General features: G+C 73.2%; 16 protein-coding genes. 10 read left to right on the top strand and 6 right to left on the bottom strand.

The features are described 5' to 3' along the window. Window positions 1–10 precede the first annotated feature (10 nt). Both ELQ39_RS29105 and ELQ39_RS29100 read left to right on the top strand, forming a co-directional pair. Window positions 11–1,144 carry a methyltransferase gene (locus ELQ39_RS29105; protein ID WP_242595671.1) on the top strand — a complete coding sequence of 378 codons (1,134 nt, stop codon included), beginning with the start codon at window positions 11–13 and terminating at the stop codon, window positions 1,142–1,144. A gap of 83 nt (window positions 1,145–1,227) precedes the next feature. Next, complete coding sequence (locus ELQ39_RS29100) at window positions 1,228–3,066, top strand: glycoside hydrolase family 15 protein (RefSeq protein WP_225626344.1); 1,839 nt, start codon at window positions 1,228–1,230, stop codon at window positions 3,064–3,066. Between the two features lie 3 nt (window positions 3,067–3,069). On the opposite strand, the gene ELQ39_RS29095 is transcribed toward ELQ39_RS29100, so the two are convergent. Then, complete coding sequence (locus ELQ39_RS29095) at window positions 3,070–4,032, bottom strand: DUF748 domain-containing protein (protein ID WP_242594846.1); 963 nt, start codon at window positions 4,030–4,032, stop codon at window positions 3,070–3,072. A gap of 178 nt (window positions 4,033–4,210) precedes the next feature. Here ELQ39_RS29095 and ELQ39_RS29090 point away from each other — a divergent pair, with 178 nt between their 5' ends. Next, a complete protein-coding gene (locus tag ELQ39_RS29090) occupies window positions 4,211–6,457 on the top strand; it encodes a heavy metal translocating P-type ATPase (protein ID WP_242594845.1) in 2,247 nt (748 codons plus the stop codon). A gap of 85 nt (window positions 6,458–6,542) precedes the next feature. Then, on the top strand, window positions 6,543–7,172 hold the full coding sequence (locus ELQ39_RS29085; RefSeq protein ID WP_190003784.1) for a phosphatase PAP2 family protein: 630 nt from the start codon (window positions 6,543–6,545) through the stop codon (window positions 7,170–7,172). A gap of 122 nt (window positions 7,173–7,294) precedes the next feature. Here the strand turns inward: ELQ39_RS29085 and ELQ39_RS29080 are convergent, their stop codons facing one another. The 3 genes from ELQ39_RS29080 to ELQ39_RS29070 all read right to left on the bottom strand — a co-directional run bounded on the left by ELQ39_RS29080 (window position 7,295) and on the right by ELQ39_RS29070 (window position 10,195). After that, the gene (locus tag ELQ39_RS29080) at window positions 7,295–8,239 is read right to left on the bottom strand and encodes a PmoA family protein (RefSeq protein ID WP_242594844.1); all 945 of its coding nucleotides are present in this window, start codon (window positions 8,237–8,239) and stop codon (window positions 7,295–7,297) included. Beyond that, complete coding sequence (locus ELQ39_RS29075) at window positions 8,236–9,354, bottom strand: Gfo/Idh/MocA family protein (RefSeq protein WP_242594842.1); 1,119 nt, start codon at window positions 9,352–9,354, stop codon at window positions 8,236–8,238. Before ELQ39_RS29075 ends, ELQ39_RS29080 begins: the two co-directional genes overlap by 4 nt. Window positions 9,355–9,433: 79 nt before the next feature. Beyond that, on the bottom strand, window positions 9,434–10,195 hold the full coding sequence (locus tag ELQ39_RS29070; RefSeq protein WP_190003782.1) for a response regulator: 762 nt from the start codon (window positions 10,193–10,195) through the stop codon (window positions 9,434–9,436). 249 nt (window positions 10,196–10,444) lie between these two features. On the opposite strand from ELQ39_RS29070, the gene ELQ39_RS29065 reads away from it, so the two are divergent. The 5 genes from ELQ39_RS29065 (at window position 10,445) to ELQ39_RS29045 (ending at window position 16,583) form a co-directional block, all read left to right on the top strand. Further along, window positions 10,445–11,428, top strand: coding sequence for a Bug family tripartite tricarboxylate transporter substrate binding protein (locus ELQ39_RS29065; RefSeq protein ID WP_190003967.1), 984 nt, complete (start codon window positions 10,445–10,447; stop codon window positions 11,426–11,428). 107 nt (window positions 11,429–11,535) lie between these two features. Beyond that, on the top strand, window positions 11,536–12,018 hold the full coding sequence (locus ELQ39_RS29060) for a tripartite tricarboxylate transporter TctB family protein (RefSeq protein WP_242595670.1): 483 nt from the start codon (window positions 11,536–11,538) through the stop codon (window positions 12,016–12,018). Window position 12,019: 1 nt separating this feature from the next. Next, window positions 12,020–13,582: a tripartite tricarboxylate transporter permease gene (locus ELQ39_RS29055; RefSeq protein ID WP_242594840.1), complete on the top strand. Its 1,563-nt coding sequence runs from the start codon at window positions 12,020–12,022 to the stop codon at window positions 13,580–13,582. A gap of 194 nt (window positions 13,583–13,776) precedes the next feature. Beyond that, a complete protein-coding gene (locus ELQ39_RS29050) occupies window positions 13,777–14,889 on the top strand; it encodes a GDSL-type esterase/lipase family protein (protein ID WP_242594838.1) in 1,113 nt (370 codons plus the stop codon). A 56-nt stretch (window positions 14,890–14,945) separates the two neighbouring features. Further along, entirely contained in the window at window positions 14,946–16,583 is a 1,638-nt protein-coding gene (locus ELQ39_RS29045) for a cellulase family glycosylhydrolase (protein WP_242594837.1), read from the top strand. Between the two features lie 58 nt (window positions 16,584–16,641). Here ELQ39_RS29045 and ELQ39_RS29040 read toward each other — a convergent pair whose 3' ends face one another. Both ELQ39_RS29040 and ELQ39_RS29035 read right to left on the bottom strand, forming a co-directional pair. After that, window positions 16,642–17,376, bottom strand: coding sequence for a class F sortase (locus ELQ39_RS29040; RefSeq protein WP_242594836.1), 735 nt, complete (start codon window positions 17,374–17,376; stop codon window positions 16,642–16,644). A gap of 130 nt (window positions 17,377–17,506) precedes the next feature. After that, window positions 17,507–17,989: a hypothetical protein gene (locus tag ELQ39_RS29035; RefSeq protein WP_242594835.1), complete on the bottom strand. Its 483-nt coding sequence runs from the start codon at window positions 17,987–17,989 to the stop codon at window positions 17,507–17,509. A 254-nt stretch (window positions 17,990–18,243) separates the two neighbouring features. Here ELQ39_RS29035 and ELQ39_RS29030 point away from each other — a divergent pair, with 254 nt between their 5' ends. Further along, window positions 18,244–19,407 (top strand): MFS transporter, encoded by a 1,164-nt coding sequence (locus ELQ39_RS29030; RefSeq protein ID WP_242594834.1) that lies wholly within the window; start codon window positions 18,244–18,246, stop codon window positions 19,405–19,407. Window positions 19,408–19,434: the final 27 nt, after the last annotated feature.

Genomic DNA, 19,434 nt, shown 5'->3' with positions numbered 1-19,434 from the left:
GAACGACCGTATGACGACCCCCTGGGGCGAGCCGGTGCTGTCCCGCTTCCCCGAGGACCCGCGGGACAGGCTGCGCGCCTGGGACGCCTCCGACGAGTATCTCCTCAGGCATCTCGCCGAGCGGCAGCCGCCGTTGTCCGGGACGGTCGTGGTGGCCGGTGACCGGTGGGGGGCGCTGGTCACGGCGCTCGCCGCGCACCGGCCGACGCAGATCACCGACTCCTGGCTGGGGCAGGAGGCCACCCGCGCCAACCTCGCCCGCAACGGCGTCGAGCCGGGCACGGTCCGGCTGCTGACCACGCAGGACGCGCCGCCGGAGCGGACCGACGTGCTGCTGGTGCGGGTGCCGAAGAGCCTGGCGCTGCTGGAGGACCAGCTGCTGCGGCTGGCGCCGTCGGTGCACGCGGACACGGTCGTGGTCGGCACGGGCATGGTGAAGGAGATCCACACCTCGACGCTGAGGCTGTTCGAGCGGATCCTCGGCCCGACCCGCACCTCCCTGGCGGAGAAGAAGGCCCGCCTGATCTTCTGCACGCCGGATCCGTCCCTGGTCCGCCCGCCGAATCCGTGGCCGTACCGCTACACGCTGCCCGGGGACGTCGGCGCGGTGTCGGGCCGCCCGGTCGTCAACCACGCCGGGGTGTTCTGCGCGGACCGGCTCGACATCGGCACCCGCTTCTTCCTGCGCCATCTGCCCGCCGGGCGGGACGGCGGCCGGGTGGTGGACCTGGGCTGCGGCAACGGCGTCGTGGGGACGTCGATGGCGCTGGCCGACCCGAAGGCCGAGGTGCTGTTCGTGGACGAGTCCTTCCAGGCGGTGGCGTCGGCGCAGGACACCTACCGGGCGAACGACGTGAGCGGGCACGCCGAGTTCCGGGTCGGCGACGGTCTGACGGGCGTCCCGTCCGGCAGCGTCGACCTGGTCCTCACCAACCCGCCCTTCCACTCCCACCAGGCGACCACCGACGCCACGGCCTGGCGCATGTTCACCGGCGCCCGCCGCACCCTGCGCCCGGGCGGCGAGCTGTGGGTGGTCGGCAACCGGCACCTGGGTCACCACGTGAAGCTGCGCCGTCTGTTCGGCAACAGCGAGGTGGTGGCGTCGGACCCGAAGTTCGTGATCCTCAAGGCCGTACGCCGGTAGGCGTTCCCTCGCCCGCCGGAAGGCCGGCGCCGCCCCTCCTGCCTAAGCTGGCAGGAGGACACGCGCCGGCCGAGGAGGCTGCGATGGACGGGACGACGAACCGGCCGGGCGACGGATCCGGCGACCGGCGGTACATGCCCATCGCCGACCACGGGCTGATCGGCGACCTGCGCAGCGTGGCGCTGGTGGCGACGGACGGCACCATCGACTGGTACTGCGCGCCGCGCTTCGACGCGCCCAGCGTGTTCGCCGCGCTGCTGGACGCCGACCGGGGCGGCTGCTTCGAGCTGGCGGCGGCCGTGCCGGCCCGCACCAAGCAGTTCTACTTCCCCGACACGAACGTGCTGATCACCCGGTACTTCACCGAGGACGGCGTCGGTGAGGTGCAGGACTTCATGCCCGTGTCCGGCGAGTCCGTGGAGGCGGGCCGGCACCGGCTGATCCGGCGGGTGCTGTGCGTACGGGGATCGCTGCCGTTCCGCGCGCGGGTGGCGCCGCGCTTCGGCTACGCGGCGCTGCCGCACACGCTGCGGATCATGGAGGACGTGGCCGTCTTCGAGTCCGAGGCGCTGGACCTGGCGCTCACGGCCACCGTCCCGCTGGAGCAGGACGGACCCGACGTGCGGTCCGAGTTCAAGCTGGCCGAGGGCGAGACGGCCGTGTTCGCGCTGGACCAGGTCGGCGGGGAGCTGGCGCCGCGGGGGTGCGCGCACGAGGAGGCGGAGCAGGAGTTCGCCGCGACGGTGCGCTACTGGCGGGACTGGCTGTCCGCGTCCCGCTACCGGGGCCGCTGGCGGGAGATGGTGCACCGCTCGGCGCTCACGCTGAAGCTGCTGACGTACGCGCCCACCGGGGCGATCGTCGCCGCTCCCACGACGAGCCTGCCGGAGGAGTTCGGCGGCGAACGCAACTGGGACTACCGGTACATGTGGGTGCGCGACGCGGCGTTCTGCGTGTACGCCATGCTGCGGCTGGGCTTCACCGAGGAGGCGGAGGCGTTCATGGCGTTCGTCTCCCGGCACATCAGCCCCGGCGACGGCAAACCGTCGGGCCCGCTCCAGATCATGTACGGCATCGACGGCCGCACCGACCTGCCCGAACAGACTCTGGACCACCTGGAGGGCCACCGCGGCTCACGTCCGGTCCGGGTCGGCAACGCGGCGGCCGACCAGCTCCAACTGGACGTGTACGGCGCGCTGATCGACTCGATCTACCTGTACGACAAGTGGGCCGAGCCGATCTCCAGCGAGCAGTGGGACCATGTGACGGCGCTGGTCGAGTGGGTGTGCGCGAACTGGGACCAGCCCGACGAGGGCATCTGGGAGACGCGGGGCGGCCGGCAGAGCTTCCTGTACTCGCGGCTGATGTGCTGGGTGGCGATCGAGCGCGGCGTCCGCATGGCCCGCCGCCGCGGCCTGCCCTCGGACCTGCCCCGCTGGATGGAGTGCAGGGACGCGATCTACCGGCGGATCATGACCGAGTGCTGGTCGGAGGAGCTGAGGGCGTTCGTCCAGCACGAGGGGGGCGGGGTGCTGGACGCGGCGCTGCTGATGATGCCGATGGCGAAGTTCATCGCGCCGAAGGACCCCAAGTGGCTGTCCACGCTGGACTGTCTGACCCGTGAGCTGGTCTCCGACTCGCTGGTCTACCGCTACGACCCGAACGTGAGCCCGGACGGCCTGCACGGCGAGGAGGGCACGTTCTCCATCTGCTCGTTCTGGTACGTGGAGGCCCTCACCCGCGCCGGCCGCCTGGACGAGGCCCGCCTGGCCTTCGAGAAGATGCTCACCTACGGCAACCACCTCGGCCTCTACGCCGAGGAGATCGGCCACACCGGCCAGCAACAGGGGAACTTCCCCCAGGCCTTCACCCACCTCGCGCTGATCAGCGCGGCGTACAACCTGGACCGGGCGCTGGGCTGACCCTCAGTGGCCGTGACCGCCGGAGTGGCCGGGCGACTCCGTGCGGCCCGGTGAAGCGGGCTCCTCCGGCGCGGCCTTACCGGCCTCCACGGTGAAGGCGGCCGTGCGGACGACTCCGTCGTGCTTGAAATCCAGGAACAGGCGGTAGCTTCCGCTGCTGGGGGCCGTGGCGGTGAAGGAGACGTGCGGGCCCGGCCTGGTCGTGCCGTCGCCCGGTTCGCCCTCGGGGTGGACGTGCAGATAGGCGAGGTCTCCGGCGCGCAGGGCGACCAGGTGGCCGTAGGCGCCCAGGTAGGGCTGGAGATCGGTGACCGGGTCGCCGTCGCGCGTGACGGTCAGGCGCAGCTCGCTCGCCCGGCCGGGCGTCAGGGTCCCGGTCAGCTTCACGTCGTAGCCGTCGACGCGGGCCGTGGTGGAGGGCGGCGGGAGCTCGCGGGGGCTGTAGGGGCCGGAGGCGGCCAGGTCCGCGCCGAGGGTGAGGTTCTCCGCCCCCGGCCGGTCCGGGGTGAAGTCGGCGAACACCCGGTAGCCGCCGGCGCGGGGCAGGTCGACGGGCGTGCTCCAGGTGCCGTCGGGGGCGCGCTCGGGGTGGAGGTGACGGTACGTCACCAGGTCGCGGGAGGCCACGATGAGGTGAAGCTCCTTGTCGTGTTCCCGCCGGTACTCGTCGACGGAGCGTCCGTCCGCGTCCCGCACGGTGAACCGCAGTTCGGCCCGCTCGCCCGCGGACACCGCCGGGGTGTCCAGGTCGAGGGTGTAGCCGCCTTCGGAGATCTGCAGCCCGCCGGGCGGGTGCGCGGCGGTCCCGCCGTGTTCGCTCTCCGCCGCTTCCGACGGATGCCGCTCCTCGTGGGCGGGCCGGCGTTCCGCGACGACCGGGTCGAAGGTCTGGCCGACCCCGTAGGCGGTGCCGAAGGCGCCGGCCAGCGCGGCGGCGAACGCGGTGATCCTCAGTCCGGTCTTCATGGCCGTCTCTCCCCTGGAAACAGCGGCCCGCCATCCATCACGAGCCGATCGACACAGCTCACCATACCCCTGGGGGGTACTAAGTCAAGTCGCCGAGCACCTTGCGTCGCGTACCCCCTGGGGGTATACATGCTTCCCTCGAGTGATACCCCCGCCCCGTATCCGCAAGGAGTCAGCGATGACCGTCCGTACGACCGGCGCCGATGCCGAGGTGGAACTCTCCGTAGGAGGGATGACCTGCGCCTCGTGCGCCGCGCGGATCGAGAGGAAGCTCAACCGGATGGAGGGCGTCACCGCCACGGTGAACTACGCCACCGAGAAGGCCCGGATCAGCTACGGCGCCGGCGTGACCGTCCCCGACCTGATCGCCACGGTCGAGGCCACCGGCTACAGCGCCAGAGAACCCTCCCCGCCCGGCGCCGACGAACGGCAGCCGCCGGAGCCGGACGAACTCCGCCCCCTGCGCGACCGCTTGATCACGGCGATCCTGCTGTCGGCCCCCGTCGTCGCGATGGCGATGGTCCCGGCCCTGCAGTTCGAGTACTGGCAGTGGCTGTCCCTGACCCTCGCCGCGCCCGTCGTCACCTACGCGGCCTGGCCGTTCCACCGCGCGGCCCTCACCAACGCCCGCCACGGCGCGGCCACGATGGACACGCTGGTCTCCGTCGGCACGACCGCCGCGTTCCTGTGGTCCGTCTGGGCCCTGTTCCTCGGCACCGCGGGCACTCCGGGCATGACGCACCCCTTCGAGTTCACGGTGTCCCGCTCGGACGGCGCCGGGAACCTCTACCTGGAGGCGGCGGCCGGGGTCACGACGTTCATCCTGGCCGGCCGCTACTTCGAGGCCCGCGCCAAGCGCCGGGCCGGAGCCGCCCTGCGCGCGCTGCTGGAGCTGGGAGCGAAGGAGGTCACGGTCCTCCTCCCCGACGGCGGCGAGGAGACCCGCCCCGTGACGCGTCTGACGGCCGGCGACCACTTCCTGGTCCGCCCCGGGGAGAAGATCGCTACCGACGGCACGGTCGTGGAAGGCTCCTCCGCGGTCGACGCGTCGATGCTGACGGGCGAGTCGGTCCCGGTCGAGGTCACCGCGGGGGACCCGGTCACGGGTGCCACGGTCAACGCCGGCGGCCGTCTCGTCGTGCGGGCCACCCGGGTCGGAGCGGACACCCAACTGGCGCGCATGGCACGGCTGGTGGAGGACGCGCAGAACGGCAAGGCGTCCGCCCAGCGGCTCGCCGACCGCGTGTCCGCCGTCTTCGTCCCCGTGGTCGTCGCCCTCGCCCTGGCCACCCTGGGCTTCTGGATCGGCAACGGCGCGGGCACCACGGCCGCCTTCACCGCCGCCGTGGCGGTCCTGATCATCGCCTGCCCCTGCGCCCTCGGCCTCGCCACCCCGACCGCGCTGATGGTCGGCACCGGCCGGGGTGCCCAGCTCGGCATCCTGATCAAGGGACCGGAGGTCCTGGAGTCCACCCGTCGTGTCGACACGGTGGTCCTGGACAAGACCGGCACCGTCACCACCGGCAGGATGAGCCTGGTGGCCGTCCACTCCCCCGGCGCCGACGAGACGGACGTGCTGCGCCTGGCCGGCGCCCTGGAACACGCCTCGGAACACCCGATCGCCCGAGCCGTGGCGGACGCGGCCCTGGCCGAACTCGGCACGCTGCCCACCCCTGAGGACTTCACGGCCGTCCCGGGCCTGGGGGTCCAAGGCGTGGTCGAGGGCCACGCGGTCCTGGTGGGCCGCCCCCGCCTGATGACGGACTGGTCCCTCCCCCTGCCCGCGCCCCTCGCGCGCACCCTCGACGCAGCCGAGGCGACGGGCCGCACGGCGGTCCTGGTCGCCTGGGACGGCGAGGTCCGGGCGGTCCTGGAGATCGCCGACACGGTCAAGGAGACGAGCCCGGAGGCGGTCCGCCGCCTGCGCGCACTGGGTCTGCGCCCCATGCTCCTGACGGGGGACAACGAGGCGGTGGCGCACTCGGTGGCCCGCGAGGTGGGCATCGCCTCCGACGACGTGATCGCGGAGGTGCTGCCGCAGGACAAGGTGGACGTCGTCAAGCGTCTGCAGTCGCAGGGCCGCTCCGTCGCCATGGTCGGCGACGGCGTCAACGACGCGGCGGGCCTGGCCCAGGCCGACCTGGGCCTGGCGATGGGCACCGGCACGGACGCGGCGATCGAGGCGGGCGACCTCACGCTGGTCCGCGGCGACCTGCGGGCCGCGGCGGACGCCGTCCGGCTCGCTCGCCGCACCCTGGGCACGATCAGGTCCAACCTGTTCTGGGCGTTCGCCTACAACGTCGCCGCCCTGCCCCTCGCGGCGTCCGGTCTGCTGAACCCCATGATCGCGGGGGCGGCCATGGCGTTCTCCTCGGTGTTCGTGGTGGGCAACTCCCTGCGGCTGCGGACGTTCCGGGCGGCCTGAAGGGGGTACGTGCGGGGCGGGCGGGCCCGTCGCATGGATCATGCGTACCGTGGGCACCTGGACGATGTCACCGCGGGAGGGACAGATGAGCGAGCGCACCACACCCGTACCGCCCGCCGACGGACTGCGCAGGATCGCCTCCGAGGTGCTGAGCGACCTCAGAGCGGTGGACGGCGCGCTGTACGCGGCGGTCGCCGCGACACCCACGCCGACGCTCGACCGCGCGCTGCGCAAGCTCTCCCACGCGGCCGACCATTCCAAGATCTCGTTCGCCATCGCCGGGGCGCTGGCCCTGGCCGGCTCCCGCCCGCGCAGGGCGGCGCTCGCCGGGGTCGGCGCCGTAGCGGTGGCGTCCGCCTCGGCCAACCTGCTCGGCAAGCGGCTGGTCCGCCGGGAGCGTCCCGACCGGGAGGCGGCACGGGTGACGGTGGACCGGCACGTGCCGATGCCGATGTCGGCGTCCTTCCCGTCCGGCCACACGGCGTCGGCGGTCGCCTTCGCGACGGCGGTGGGCACGGTGCTGCCCGCGGCGTCCGTGCCGTTGGGGGCGTTGGCGGGGGCGGTGGGGTACTCCCGCATCCATACGGGCGTGCACTACCCGGGGGATGTGGCGGCGGGGGCGGTGCTGGGGGTGGCGTCGGCCGCGACGGCCCTGGCGGTCGCCTCGGCGCGCCTCCCGGCGTCGTATCCGCGAGGGCTGCGGCGCCCGCGGTAGGCGGTGCGGGTGTCAGGGAACGGTCGGCCCGGCCCCGCTCCCAGCGCCAGATCGCGTGGAGGCGGTGGTCGTCCTGAGACCGGCAGGGACGGCGCCGAAACGGGCGAGGTACTCGTCCGGCGTCACCACGGCACACCCGCCAAGAACTCCTCCGCCCGCTCCCTGTCCCACGCCCCGTCCGCGACGACCACCCGGTACCGGTACGCGAACGACTCCCCCGCCGGCAGCCCGAACTCCTCGAAGAACGCCCACGAGAACGCCACCGACGGAATCGGTTCCGACCGGACGAACCAGTGCGACGGATGCACGGCCCGCCCACCCCCACCCCCGCCCGCGTCCAGATTCTCCGGCGCATGCGCGAACACCACCGTCGACGCCCCGTCGACGGCGTCCCGTTCGGCCGTGAACCCCAGCCACGGCCCCTGCGTCCCCATGAACCGCTCCCCCGGACCACCCCCCTCCACCCCCGGCGCGAACACCGTCCCCCCGGTGAAGTCCCGCGGCCCCCGCCACTGCAGCCCCGTGTACCCGGCCATCTCCCGCCCGGCCGTGGTCGGCGACCCGAAGCGCAACTCCTCGCCCCGCACGTTGGTCAGCCGTATCGACCAGTCCAGCACCCACGCGCCCCGCACCACATCCACGGAGTGGACGCTCAGCCCCCGCTCCTCACGCGCCCACTCCGCGCCCCCGTTCTCCACCCAGGTGAGCTCCTCCACGCAGGCGAACCGCTCCTCGTCCACCACGAACGACGGGAACCCCTCGTGCCGCATCCACCCGATCCGCTCCGGCAACGGCAGATAACCCCGCCCGTGCACATACGAGTCGCCGCCCCAGAAGTTCTGCTCGGACAGATGGCTGGCCGTCATCTGCATCCCCTTGTGCCACCGGTGGTCGCTCGGCCGGTACCCGGTCACCACCCTCCCCCCGAGCGTCCGCACCGGATGCGCATACGGCTTGCGCGACTCGAACGCCACCGGGTCGGGCCGGTACACGTACCGCAGAATCTCGACGTCCCCCACGCTCACGCCCACGGCGTCCCCGTGCGCGTGCACCACCCGCAGCGTCACGCCCGCCCCACCCCGCTCCAGGTCTCCCCGACCCCACCGTGCATGGCCCCGTAAAAGGGATCGCCAGGACGGATCTCCCCGGCCCGGACCGCCCGCCCCGTGAACGCGGCCTTGTACAACGCGGCAGCGAACTCCAGCGTGCTCCGCGCCTCCCGCCCGCTTCCCGGCGGCCGCACCCCGGCGTCCCACGCGTCCAGCACGAACCCCAGCTGCGCGGTGTGCGAACTGGGGACGTCCTCCCCCGCCTCGCGCCACGCGGCCGCCCGCTCCTGCGGCACATGCGGAGCGGGCGTGTACACCCAGTCGTCATTCGTGTGCCCGTACAGATGCGTCAGCTCAACCGTCGCGTCCGCACAGTCCACCCGTACCCGGCTCACTTCGTCCGGCGACAGCACACTGTTCACCACGGTCGCCAACGCCCCGCCCGCGAACCGCACCAACGCCGTCGACACGTCCTCGCTCTCCGTGTCGTGCACCAGCCGCGCCGCCATCGCCTGCACCTCCTCCCACTCCCCCAGCAGGTGCAGCAGCAGGTCGTACTGATGGATCCCGTGCCCCGTCGTCGGCCCGCCGCCCTCGGTGGCCCACCGTCCGCGCCAGGGCACGGAGTAGTACCCGGCGTCCCGGTGCCAGGTGGTCTGGCAGTGGGCGACCAGCGGCGCGCCCAGCTCCCCGCCCCGTATCAACTCCCGTGCGCGCACGGCGCCACTGCCGTACCGGTGCTGGAAGATCACCGAGGCGTACGCCCCGGACGCGGCCTCCGCCGCCGCGATCTCGTCGTACTCGGCGAGCGAGAGACACAGCGGCTTCTCGCACAGCACCCAGGCCCCGGCCTTCAGCGCGGCGACGGTCTGCTCGCGGTGCAGGGACGGCGGCGTGCCGATGAGCACCAGATCGGGCCGTACGGCGTCGAGCATCGCCTCGGTCGTCGAGAAGCCCGTCACCCCCTCCCCGGCCTCCGTGCGGAAGGTGTCCAGCCGACCGGGGTCGACATCGACCGCGGCGACGAGTTCGACACGGTCGGTGTGCGCCCGCAGCGCGGGCAGATGCCCTCCGCTGACGATGGCACCCGTGCCGACGACAGCCGCACGACGGCGGCCGGGGGACGAGGTCATGCGGCGCTCCTCGGAGAGCAACAGGCCATTCGGTGGACGCGGTCGGCACAGAAAGCGCTTTCCCTACGCGTCACCGACCCTAGGCCCGCCCATCCCCGGAGACAACCCCTCGCCCGGCCCCCACGAATCGGTACCGCCGCTCGGGCCGCCCGGTCGCCCCGTACCGCAACGACACCTCGGCCGCCCCGACGGTGTGGAAGTACTCCAGGTACCGCCGCGCACTCACCCGCGAGACACCGGTCAGCCGCGCGCACTCGCTCGCCGACAGGCTCCCCTCCGCCTCCCGCAGCGTCCGCTCCACCAGCCCGGCGGTCTCCGCGCTCATCCCCTTGGGCAGTCTGCGCGGCAGGGACGGCACGGACGGTACGGGCATCGCCGCCCCCGCCAGCACCCGGTCGACGTCCGCCTGCCCGCGCACCACGGTGTCCCGCAGCATTCCCCGCTGCACCGCGTACCGCTCCAGCCGCCCCCGCAGATCCTCGAAGTCGAAAGGCTTGAGCAGATAGTCGACGACACCGCGCCGCACGGCGCCGCGCACCGCGTCCGCCTCGCGTGCGGCGCTGACGACCATGACGTCGCAGTCGTGCCCGGCGGTGCGCAGCCGGGGGATGACGTCGAGGCCGAACACGTCGGGCAGATACAGATCGAGCAGCACCAGATCGGGACGGAGTTCGTCGACGGCGCTCAGGGCCTGCTCACCGCTGCCGGCGACCCCGACCACCCGGAAGGAGTCGACGCGTTCGACGTACGCCCGGTGCACGCGCGCCACCCGGAAGTCGTCGTCCACCACCAGTACCCCGATGGCCTCGCCGGCCCCGCTCACGTCCTCCCCGTCCCACATGCGCCCCATCATCCCCCCGGCCCCCGACCCCGCACAGGGCCGGCGACAGACCTGCACCAGGAGCGACCGCCGCGCTGACACAACGACCACAACCTCCATTGCTTCCGTAACCGCGACAGCCCGCCCCCGCCCCGGCACGATGTGGCCCGCGTCACCCGCCCCCCTCCACGGGTGACGCACCCCTGCACCTACGCACAACCCACTCGAACCACCCGACCCGCACAACCCGACCGACAGGTGGTGGCACCCGTGCGCCTGCGCACACCCCTCGCCCTGCTCGGCGCCGCTCTGCTCGTCCTCGTGGGCCCCCCGCTGCTCACGACCGGCAGTGGCGCCGAGAGCGGCACCCACATCCCGGGCCTGCGCCTCATGGTTCCCAACACGCCCGGCGGCGGCTACGACATCACCGCCCGCACGGCCGCCAAGAACGCCGAGGACGCCGGACTGACCGGCTCCGTCGAGGTGTTCAACCTGCCCGGCGCCGGGGGCACGGTCGGCCTCACCCGCCTGGTGAACGAGCGCGGCAACGGCAAGCTGGCCATGTCGATGGGGCTCGGCGTCGTCGGCGCCGTCCGCTCCAACCACGCGCCCCGCACCCTTGCCGACACCACGCCGATCGCCCGGCTCACCGAGGAGCAGGACGTGGTGGTGGTCGCCAAGGACTCCCCGTACCGGACCATCGACGACCTCGTCACCGCCTGGAAGGCCGCCCCGGGCCGGCTTCCCGTGGGCGGCGGTTCGTCCCCCGGCGGCCCCGACCACCTCGCTCCGATGCTGATGGCGCGGGCCGTGGGGATCGCCCCGAAGGACGTCAACTACATCCCGTTCGACGGCGGCGGAGAACTGCTCGCCTCGATCCTCGGCAGCAAGGTCGCCTTCGGCGTCTCCGGGGTCGGCGAGTACCGGGACCAGATCGAGGCGGGCGAGCTGCGGCTGCTGGCGGTGACGGGCCCCGAGCGCGTGCCGGGCCTCGACGCGCCCACGCTCAAGGAGTCCGGCTACGACGTGGAGTTCACGAACTGGCGGGGTGTCGTCGCCCCGCCCGGCCTCACGGACGCCGAACGCGGGAAACTCGTCCGGCTGTTGGAGGCGCTGCACGACTCGAAGGAGTGGCAGGCGTCCATGAAGCGCAACGGCTGGGACGACGCGTTCCTGACCGGCGACGAGTTCGGCGCGTTCCTGGCCGCCGAGGACGAGCGCGTGGTGTCGGTACTGAAGGAGCTCGGCCTGTGACCACTCCCCCCACCCCGGCGTCCGAGCCCGGGGCCCAGCCGTCTCCGTCCCCCGCGCCGGGGACGAGGCCCACCACCCCCCGAACCCCTCGCACCGCCCGCTCCTGGCTGCGCGACCACTCCGAACTGGGCGTCGGCGCCCTCCTCCTCGCGCTCGGCGTGCTGGTCCTCACCGACGCCCTCACCATGGACGTCGACATCACCCAGCGCGGCCCGGTCGGGCCGAAGACCGTGCCCGTCGTGGTCGGCATCGGCCTGCTGCTCGTCGCCGTCCTCCTCACCGTCGACGTGCTGCGCGGCGGCCGGGGCCAGGCCGAGACCGGGGAGGACGTCGACCTCGGTGAACCGGCCGACTGGCGCACGGTCCTGCTGCTGTCCGGCGTGTTCCTGGGCTCCGCCGTCCTGATCGACCCGCTCGGCTTCCCCGCCGCGGGCGCCCTGCTGTTCTGGGGCGCCGCGTACGCGCTCGGCAGCCGCCGCGTGGACCGCGACCCGCTGATCGCGGCGGTGCTCTCGCTGGCCACCTACGCCCTGTTCGACAAGCTGCTCGGAGTGCCGCTGCCCGGCGGTCCGCTGATGGGAGTGCTGTGACATGAACGCCCTCGACTCCCTGCTGGACGGCTTCGGGACGGCCCTCACCCCGCTCAATCTCCTGTGGGCCGCGGTGGGTGTGCTGCTCGGTACGGCGATCGGTGTGCTGCCGGGCATCGGCCCGGCGATGGCGGTGGCCCTGCTGCTGCCGGTGACGTACGGGCTCGACCCGACCGGCGCGTTCATCATGTTCGCCGGCATCTACTACGGCGCGATGTTCGGCGGCTCCACGACCTCGATCCTGCTGAACACGCCCGGCGAGAGCGCCGCCGTGGTCGCCGCGATGGAGGGCAACCCGATGGCGAAGTCGGGGCGCGGCGCGCAGGCCCTCGCGGCCGCCGCCGTCGGCCACTTCGCGGGCGGCATGGTGGGCACGCTGCTGCTGGTCGCGCTCGCGCCGACGGTCGCCGACCTGGCGGTGGACATCGGCGCGCCGGACTACTTCGCCATCATGGTGCTGGCGTTCATCGCCGTGACGTCCGTCCTCGGCTCGTCGAGGATCCGGGGCCTGGCCTCGCTGCTGATCGGCCTGACGATCGGTCTGATCGGCCTGGACCAGATGACCGGGCAGCAGCGGCTGACCTTCGGCTCGCTGCATCTCGCCGACGGCGTGGACGTGGTGATCGTCGCGGTGGGCCTGTTCGCGATCGGTGAGGCGCTGTGGGTGGCCGCCCATCTGCGGCGCCGGCCGCCGGAGCCGATTCCGGTGGGCCGGCCGTGGCTGGGCCGCGCCGATCTGCGGCGCACCTGGAAGTCCTGGGCGCGCGGCCCGTTCATCGGCTTCCCCTTCGGCGCGATCCCGGCGGGCGGCGCGGAGATCCCGACGTTCCTGTCGTACGTGACGGAGAAGCGGCTGTCGAAGCACAAGGACGAGTGGGGCAAGGGCGCCATCGAGGGTGTGGCGGGCCCCGAGTCGGCGGCGTCCGCCTCGGCGGCTGGCACGCTGGTGTCGATGCTGACGCTGGGTCTGCCGACCACCGCGGTCGCGGCGGTGATGCTGGCCGCGTTCCAGCAGTACGGCATCCAGCCGGGCCCGCTGCTCTTCGAGCGGGAGCCCGACCTGGTGTGGGGCCTGATCGCCTCGCTGTTCGTCGGGATGGTGCTGCTGCTCGCCCTGAACCTGCCGCTCGCGCCGCTGTGGGCGAAGCTGCTGCGCGTCCCGCGGCCGTACCTGTACGCCGGGATCATGTTCTTCGCGGCGGTGGGCGCGTACGCGGTCGGCGGCGAGGTGATCGACCTGGTGCTGCTGCTGGTCATCGGCCTGATCGGGTTCGGTATGCGGCGCTACGGACTTCCCGTGCTGCCCGCCGTCATCGGCGTCATCCTCGGCCCGGCCGCCGAGCAGCAGCTGCGCCGCGCGCTGCAGATCAGCGACGGCAGTGTCACCGGTCTGGTGAACACGCCGTTCTCGGTGACCGTGTACGCGGTCGTGGTGCTCCTGCTCGCCTGGCCGCTGCTCCGCAAGGCGCTGCCGCGCCGTACGACCACGCCGGCCGGGGCGCCCGAGGCATCCGAGGCGCCCGAGACGCCGGGGCCCCGTGCGCCGTCCGACCGGGGCGTCTGAGGCCCGAGGCGTCGAACGGCGGTCGAACTCCCCCGCGTCGGGCCGGGGCGCCCCACGGCGTCCCGGCCCGACGTCTCCTCGTCCCCACAGGTCGCGGGACCGATCCCCGCCTCATCTCTTGACGCGTAACCGACAACGGTGGCTTCATGTCCCGCATGGGAGCGCTCCCACCTCCGTTCCGGGAAGGGGACACCATGCGCCACACCCGACGTCCGCGCTTACCAGGCTCACGCATCCGCTCGTCACTCGGCCTGCCGGCCGCCCTGCTCCTGTCGCTCGGCCTGCTCGCCCCGGCCGCGACGGCGGCATCCCCGCCGGACACGACGACGGCCGCCGACCCCGTGCGGATCATGCCGCTCGGCGACTCCATCACCGGCTCGCCCGGCTGCTGGCGCGCCTTGCTGTGGAACCGGCTCCAGGACGCCGGCCACACCGGCATCGACTTCGTCGGCACGCTGCCCCCGCAGGGCTGCGGGGTCACGCACGACGGCGACAACGAGGGCCACGGCGGCGAATTGGTCACCGATGCCGCGAGCCGGAACCTGCTGCCCGCCCGGCTGGCCGCCACCCGGCCGGACATCGTTGTCATGCACTTCGGCACGAACGACGTCTGGAGCGACGTCGCGCCCGACCGCATCCTCGCCGCCTACGACACACTGCTCGCGCAGATGCGGGAGTCCAACCCGGACATGCGCGTCCTGGTCGCCCAACTGATCCCCATGGGCCCCGCCACCTGCGCCGGGTGCGGCCGGCGGGTGGTCGAACTCAACGCCCGTATACCCGCCTGGGCCGCCGGTGCGAGCACCGACCGCTCCCCCGTGGTCGTCGTGGACCAGTGGACGGGCTTCGACACCGCCGCCGACACCTACGACGGCGTGCACCCCGACGCGGACGGGGACGAGAAGATCGCCGCCCGTTGGTTCCCCGCCCTCGCCGCGCAGGTGGAGAACACCCCGGGCGGCCCCGGGGACCCCGGCGACCCCGTTGTCACCTGCACCGCGTCCTTCCGCTCCGTCTCCGTCCGGCAGGGCGGCCACCGGGCCGAGGTGACCGTGCGGAACACCTCCGCCGTCCCCGTCCGCGGCTGGACGGTGACGCTGCGGCCGGCCGACGGCGCCCGGGTCACCCAGGTGTGGAACGGCGTCCTGACGACGGCGGCCGACGGCGTGGCCACCGTCTCCGACGCGGGCTGGAACGGCTCCCTCGCCCCTGGTGCGAGCACGGCGTTCGGGCTGATCGCCACCACGACCGCGGGGTCGGCCGCCCCCGCCGCCACCACCGACTGCGCGGCCGCGCCCGGCGCCTGACGCCGAACGTCCTCCGGCACGGAAACGACCTCACTCACCCTTCTCCTGGAGCCGCCATGAGAACCACCCCTCACACCGCTCCTCGGGCCGCCGCCCTCCTCGCGGCGCTCGCGGGTCTGCTCCTGACGCTGCTCGCCCCGACCGCCCCCGCCCACGCGGCGCCCACCGGGTTCCGGGTGCAGAACGGACGGCTCCTCGAGGCGTCGGGCAACGACTTCGTGATGCGCGGCGTCAACCACGCCCACACCTGGTACGCCGACCGCCTCGACTCGCTGGACCACATCAAGGCCAAGGGCGCCAACACCGTGCGCGTGGTGCTGTCCAGCGGCGACCGGTGGACCCGCAACGACACCGCCGACGTGGCGAACGTCGTCACCCAGTGCAAGCGCAACCGGCTGATCTGCGTCCTGGAGGTGCACGACACCACCGGCTACGGCGAGCAGAGCGGAGCGGTGACGCTGTCCCGCGCCGCCGACTACTGGATCGAGGTGCGCGACGCGCTCGTCGGCCAGGAGGACCACGTCGTCGTCAACATCGGCAACGAGCCGCACGGCAACACCGGCTACACGCGCTGGACCGACGACACCAAGGCGGCGATCCAGAAGCTGCGGGCCGCCGGATTCGACCACACGCTGATGGTCGACGCTCCCAACTGGGGCCAGGACTGGGCGTTCACCATGCGCGACAACGCGGCCTCCGTGTTCGCTGCGGACCCGGACGCCAACACGGTGTTCTCCATCCACATGTACGGCGTCTTCGACACCGCCGCCGAGGTGAGCGACTACCTGAACCGGTTCGTCGCCGCGAGACTCCCCGTCGTGGTGGGCGAGTTCGGGCACGACCACTCCGACGGCAACCCGGACGAGGACGCCATCCTGTCGGTCACCCGGCAGCTCGGCATCGGCTACCTGGGCTGGTCGTGGAGCGGCAACGGCGGCGGGGTCGAGTACCTGGACATGGTCGAGAACTTCGACCCGGACCGGATGACCAGCTGGGGGCAGCGCCTCTTCGACGGCCCGGACGGGATAGCGGCCACGTCCGAGGAGGCCGCGGTCTACCGGAGCGGCCCGGGCGAGGACACCACGGCGCCGACCGCTCCGGGCGCTCCGGCGGCCTCCGCGGTGACGTCCTCCTCCGTGACCCTGACCTGGGGCGCGGCCACCGACGCGGTCGGCGTGACCGGCTACGACGTCGTGCGGGTCGCCGGCGGCCCGGAGACCGTCGTCGCCTCGGCCTTCGGCACCACGGCCACGGTGACCGGTCTCGCGGCGCACACGTCGTACACCTTCGCGGTGTACGCGCGGGACGCGGCCGGGAACCGTTCGGCGCGTTCCGCGACGGTGACCGTCACCACGGCGTCGGGTCCGGCGGCCGGGTCCTGCGCGGTCGCCTACCGGGTGACGGGTGAGTGGCCCGGGGGCTTCCAGGGCGAGGTCGTCGTGCGGAACACCGGGAGCACGGCGGTCGTCGGGTGGACGCTGCGCTGGGCCTTCCCGGCGGGCCAGCGGATCACCAGTCTGTGGGGCGGGACGGTGACGCAGAGCGGTGCGGAGGTGAGCGTCGCGGCGGCCCCGTACACCGCGACGATCCCGCCGTCCGGTTCGGTGTCGCTGGGCTTCACGGGCTCGCGTTCGGGGACCAACACCAGCCCGACGGCGTTCCTGCTCAACGGCGCGGAGTGCTCCGCGGCGTGACGGAGCCGGCTGCCCGGAGGGGTCCCTCCCCCTTCCGGGCAGCCGTTCGTCGTGGGTCTCAGGTGCGGACGAGGCGGGCGAAGACCACCAGGTTCTCGGTGTAGTCCTTGGCGGCGTGGTCGTAGGCGCCGGCGCAGGTGATGAGCCGCACCTGCGCGTTGGGGGTGTCGGCGTACACGCGCTCGTCGGGGAAGGCGTCCTTGTCGAAGGACTCCGCCTCGTCGACGACGAACGTGGCACGGGTGCCGTCGGCGCGCCGCACCTGGAAGCGGTCGCCCTTGTCGAGTTCGCCGAGGCGCGCGAAGACGGCCGCGGAGGTCTTGGTGTCCACGTGCCCGGCGATGATCGCCGTGCCCGGCTCGCCCGGGGAAACGCCCTTGGCGTACCAGCCGACGAGGTTGGTGTCGTTCGGCGGGGGCGCTTCGAGCTGGCCCTGACTGTTGAGGTCGAGTGCCGTGAAGGGGGCGTTCACGCCGATGGACGGGATGACCAGCCTCGTCGGCGCGGAGCGCGGCAGGTGTGTGCCGGGGGGCCGTTCGGCGGGGGACGCCGATGCGGCGGACCCGCCCTCGGCCGGTCCGGTGGACACGTCGGCCGAGGGCGCCGCGGCGACCGTGCGGGAGGCGTGCGGTCCGTGGGCGTCGTCGGGCGGGTCCTCCCCGCCGCCCATCAGCGTGGTGGCCAGCAGCAGACCGGCCCCGCCCCAGAAGACCGCGGTCATGACGGAGCGCACTCGGCGCCTCGTCGGGGACGCCTGGTCGGGTTCGGCGGGAGTGGGGGCACTGACCGGCATCGGGGAACCACCTCGTTCGGGCACGGCGGAGGGCATGTCGGGGAGGGAGGACTCGGGAGGGGGCGGACGGGGCCGTCGTGACGCGCGGGGCGCCGGGGACGGCCCCGGCCGCTATGACCCCGGGCACGGCTCAGGCCATGTTCCCGGAGACCTTCTTACGGCGCAGTGCGTAGGCGCCGGTGCCGAGGACCGCGAGCGCGGCCAGGCCGCCCACCGTGACACCGGGCTCCGAGGCGAGACCGCCACCGCCGGTGTGCACGCCGCCGTGCGGCTTCTCGTGCTTCCACTCCTTGTCCTGCTTGCCGCTCCAGGACTCCTCGCTCTCCGAGTCGCCCTTCTCCTTGTAGGTCTCGGGGTCGTACTTCGGGTCCTTGGCGGTGCCCCAGTCGTCGCCGGTCACCGCGGACAGGGCGCCGCCGCCCGCGTGGACACCGCCGTGCGGCTTGTCGTACTTGTCACCCTCGTCGTGCTTGCTCTCCTTGTCGTACTCCTTGCTGTAGGAAGACTTGTCGTGTCCGCTGTCGCCGTCGTGGTCGGCGTAGGCCGCGGGGGCGGCGACGGCGAGAGCCGCCGTGGCCGTCGCGGCGGCGAGCACCATGCGGGCAGAGCGCATCTGAGAGTCCTTCCACTGGAGGCCGGGCAGCTGACTCCGCGTCAGCACAACGGGTCCCGGGCTCCGGCCTGATCCACGCTCAGTCATGTCGCGCGGCCCCACCATCCGGGAGGATCACACGGGTTAACGCCCCCACCCCTCCGGCGGTGCTCACGCTCACTTCCGCCGTGTCCCGCGACCTCTTGCCGCCGGATCGGAACGCCGCCTAGCCTGCTTTTGTGCCGCTGATAAACAAAACCCGTGCGCACAGTGCCGTGCCGGGTACCGACCTCGTCCGACTCCGACTCGCCCTGACCGCCTTCTTCGCCCTGGACGGCTTCGTCTTCGCCGGCTGGGTCGTCCGCATCCCCGCCATCAAGGAACAGACCGGGGCGTCAGCGAGCGCCCTGGGGCTCGCGCTGCTCGGCGTCTCCGCGGGCGCCGTGATCACCATGACGCTGACCGGCCGGCTGTGCCGCCGGTACGGCAGCCACCTGGTCACCGTCGTCTGCGCGGTGCTCCTCAGCGTCAGCGTGGCCCTGCCGCCGCTGACCCACTCCGCGCTCACGCTGGGCGCCGTGCTGCTGGTGTTCGGCGCGGCGTACGGCGGGATCAACGTCGCCTTCAACAGTGCCGCCGTCGACCTGGTGGCGGCGCTGCGGCGGCCGGTCATGCCCAGCTTCCACGCGGCGTTCAGCCTCGGCGGCATGATCGGCGCGGGGCTGGGCGCCCTGGTCGCCGGCTCCCTGTCCCCGGTCCGGCATCTCACGGGGCTCGCCGTGATCGCGCTGCTGGTGACGGCGGTCGCGGGGCGGGCGCTGATGCGGTGCGAGCCGCTGACCCCGGCGGACGGGGGACGGCCCGCCAAGGGCTCCGCGCCCCGGCGCGACCGGCGCACCCGCGCCCTGGTGACCGTCTTCGGGCTGATCGCGCTGTGCACCGCCTACGGCGAGGGCGCGCTGGCCGACTGGGGAGCGCTCCATCTGGAGCAGGACCTGGACGCCTCGCCGGGCGCGGCGGCGGTCGGGTACCTGTGTTTCGCGCTCGCCATGACGATCGGCCGGCTGAGCGGCACCACACTGCTGGAACGGCTGGGCCGGACCCGCACGATCCTGGTGGGCGGCTCCACGGCCGCGGCCGGCATGCTCGCCGGCGCGCTTGCGCCGTATCTGTGGGCGGCTCTGCTCGGGTACGCCGTCACCGGGCTGGGGCTAGCCAACCTCTTCCCCGTGGCCGTGGAGCGGGCGGGCGCGCTGGCGGGCCCGAGCGGCGTGGCGACAGCCTCCACGCTGGGCTACGGCGGGATGCTGCTCGGCCCGCCCGCGATCGGGTTCATGGCCGACTGGTACAGCCTCCCGGCCGCCCTGACCAGCGTGGCGGTGCTGGCCGCGGTGGCCACCGCCATCGGCTTCACGACCCGGAACGTACGGACGGACTGAGCGCCCGGCGGGGATCACCGGGCGGCG

It is taken from the genome of Streptomyces sp. GB4-14 (assembly GCF_022696125.1).
GTDB classification, from domain to species: domain Bacteria; phylum Actinomycetota; class Actinomycetes; order Streptomycetales; family Streptomycetaceae; genus Streptomyces; species Streptomyces werraensis.
Note: the sequence above shows the minus strand (reverse complement) of the source record. Positions and strands in the feature narration are given on the sequence as shown.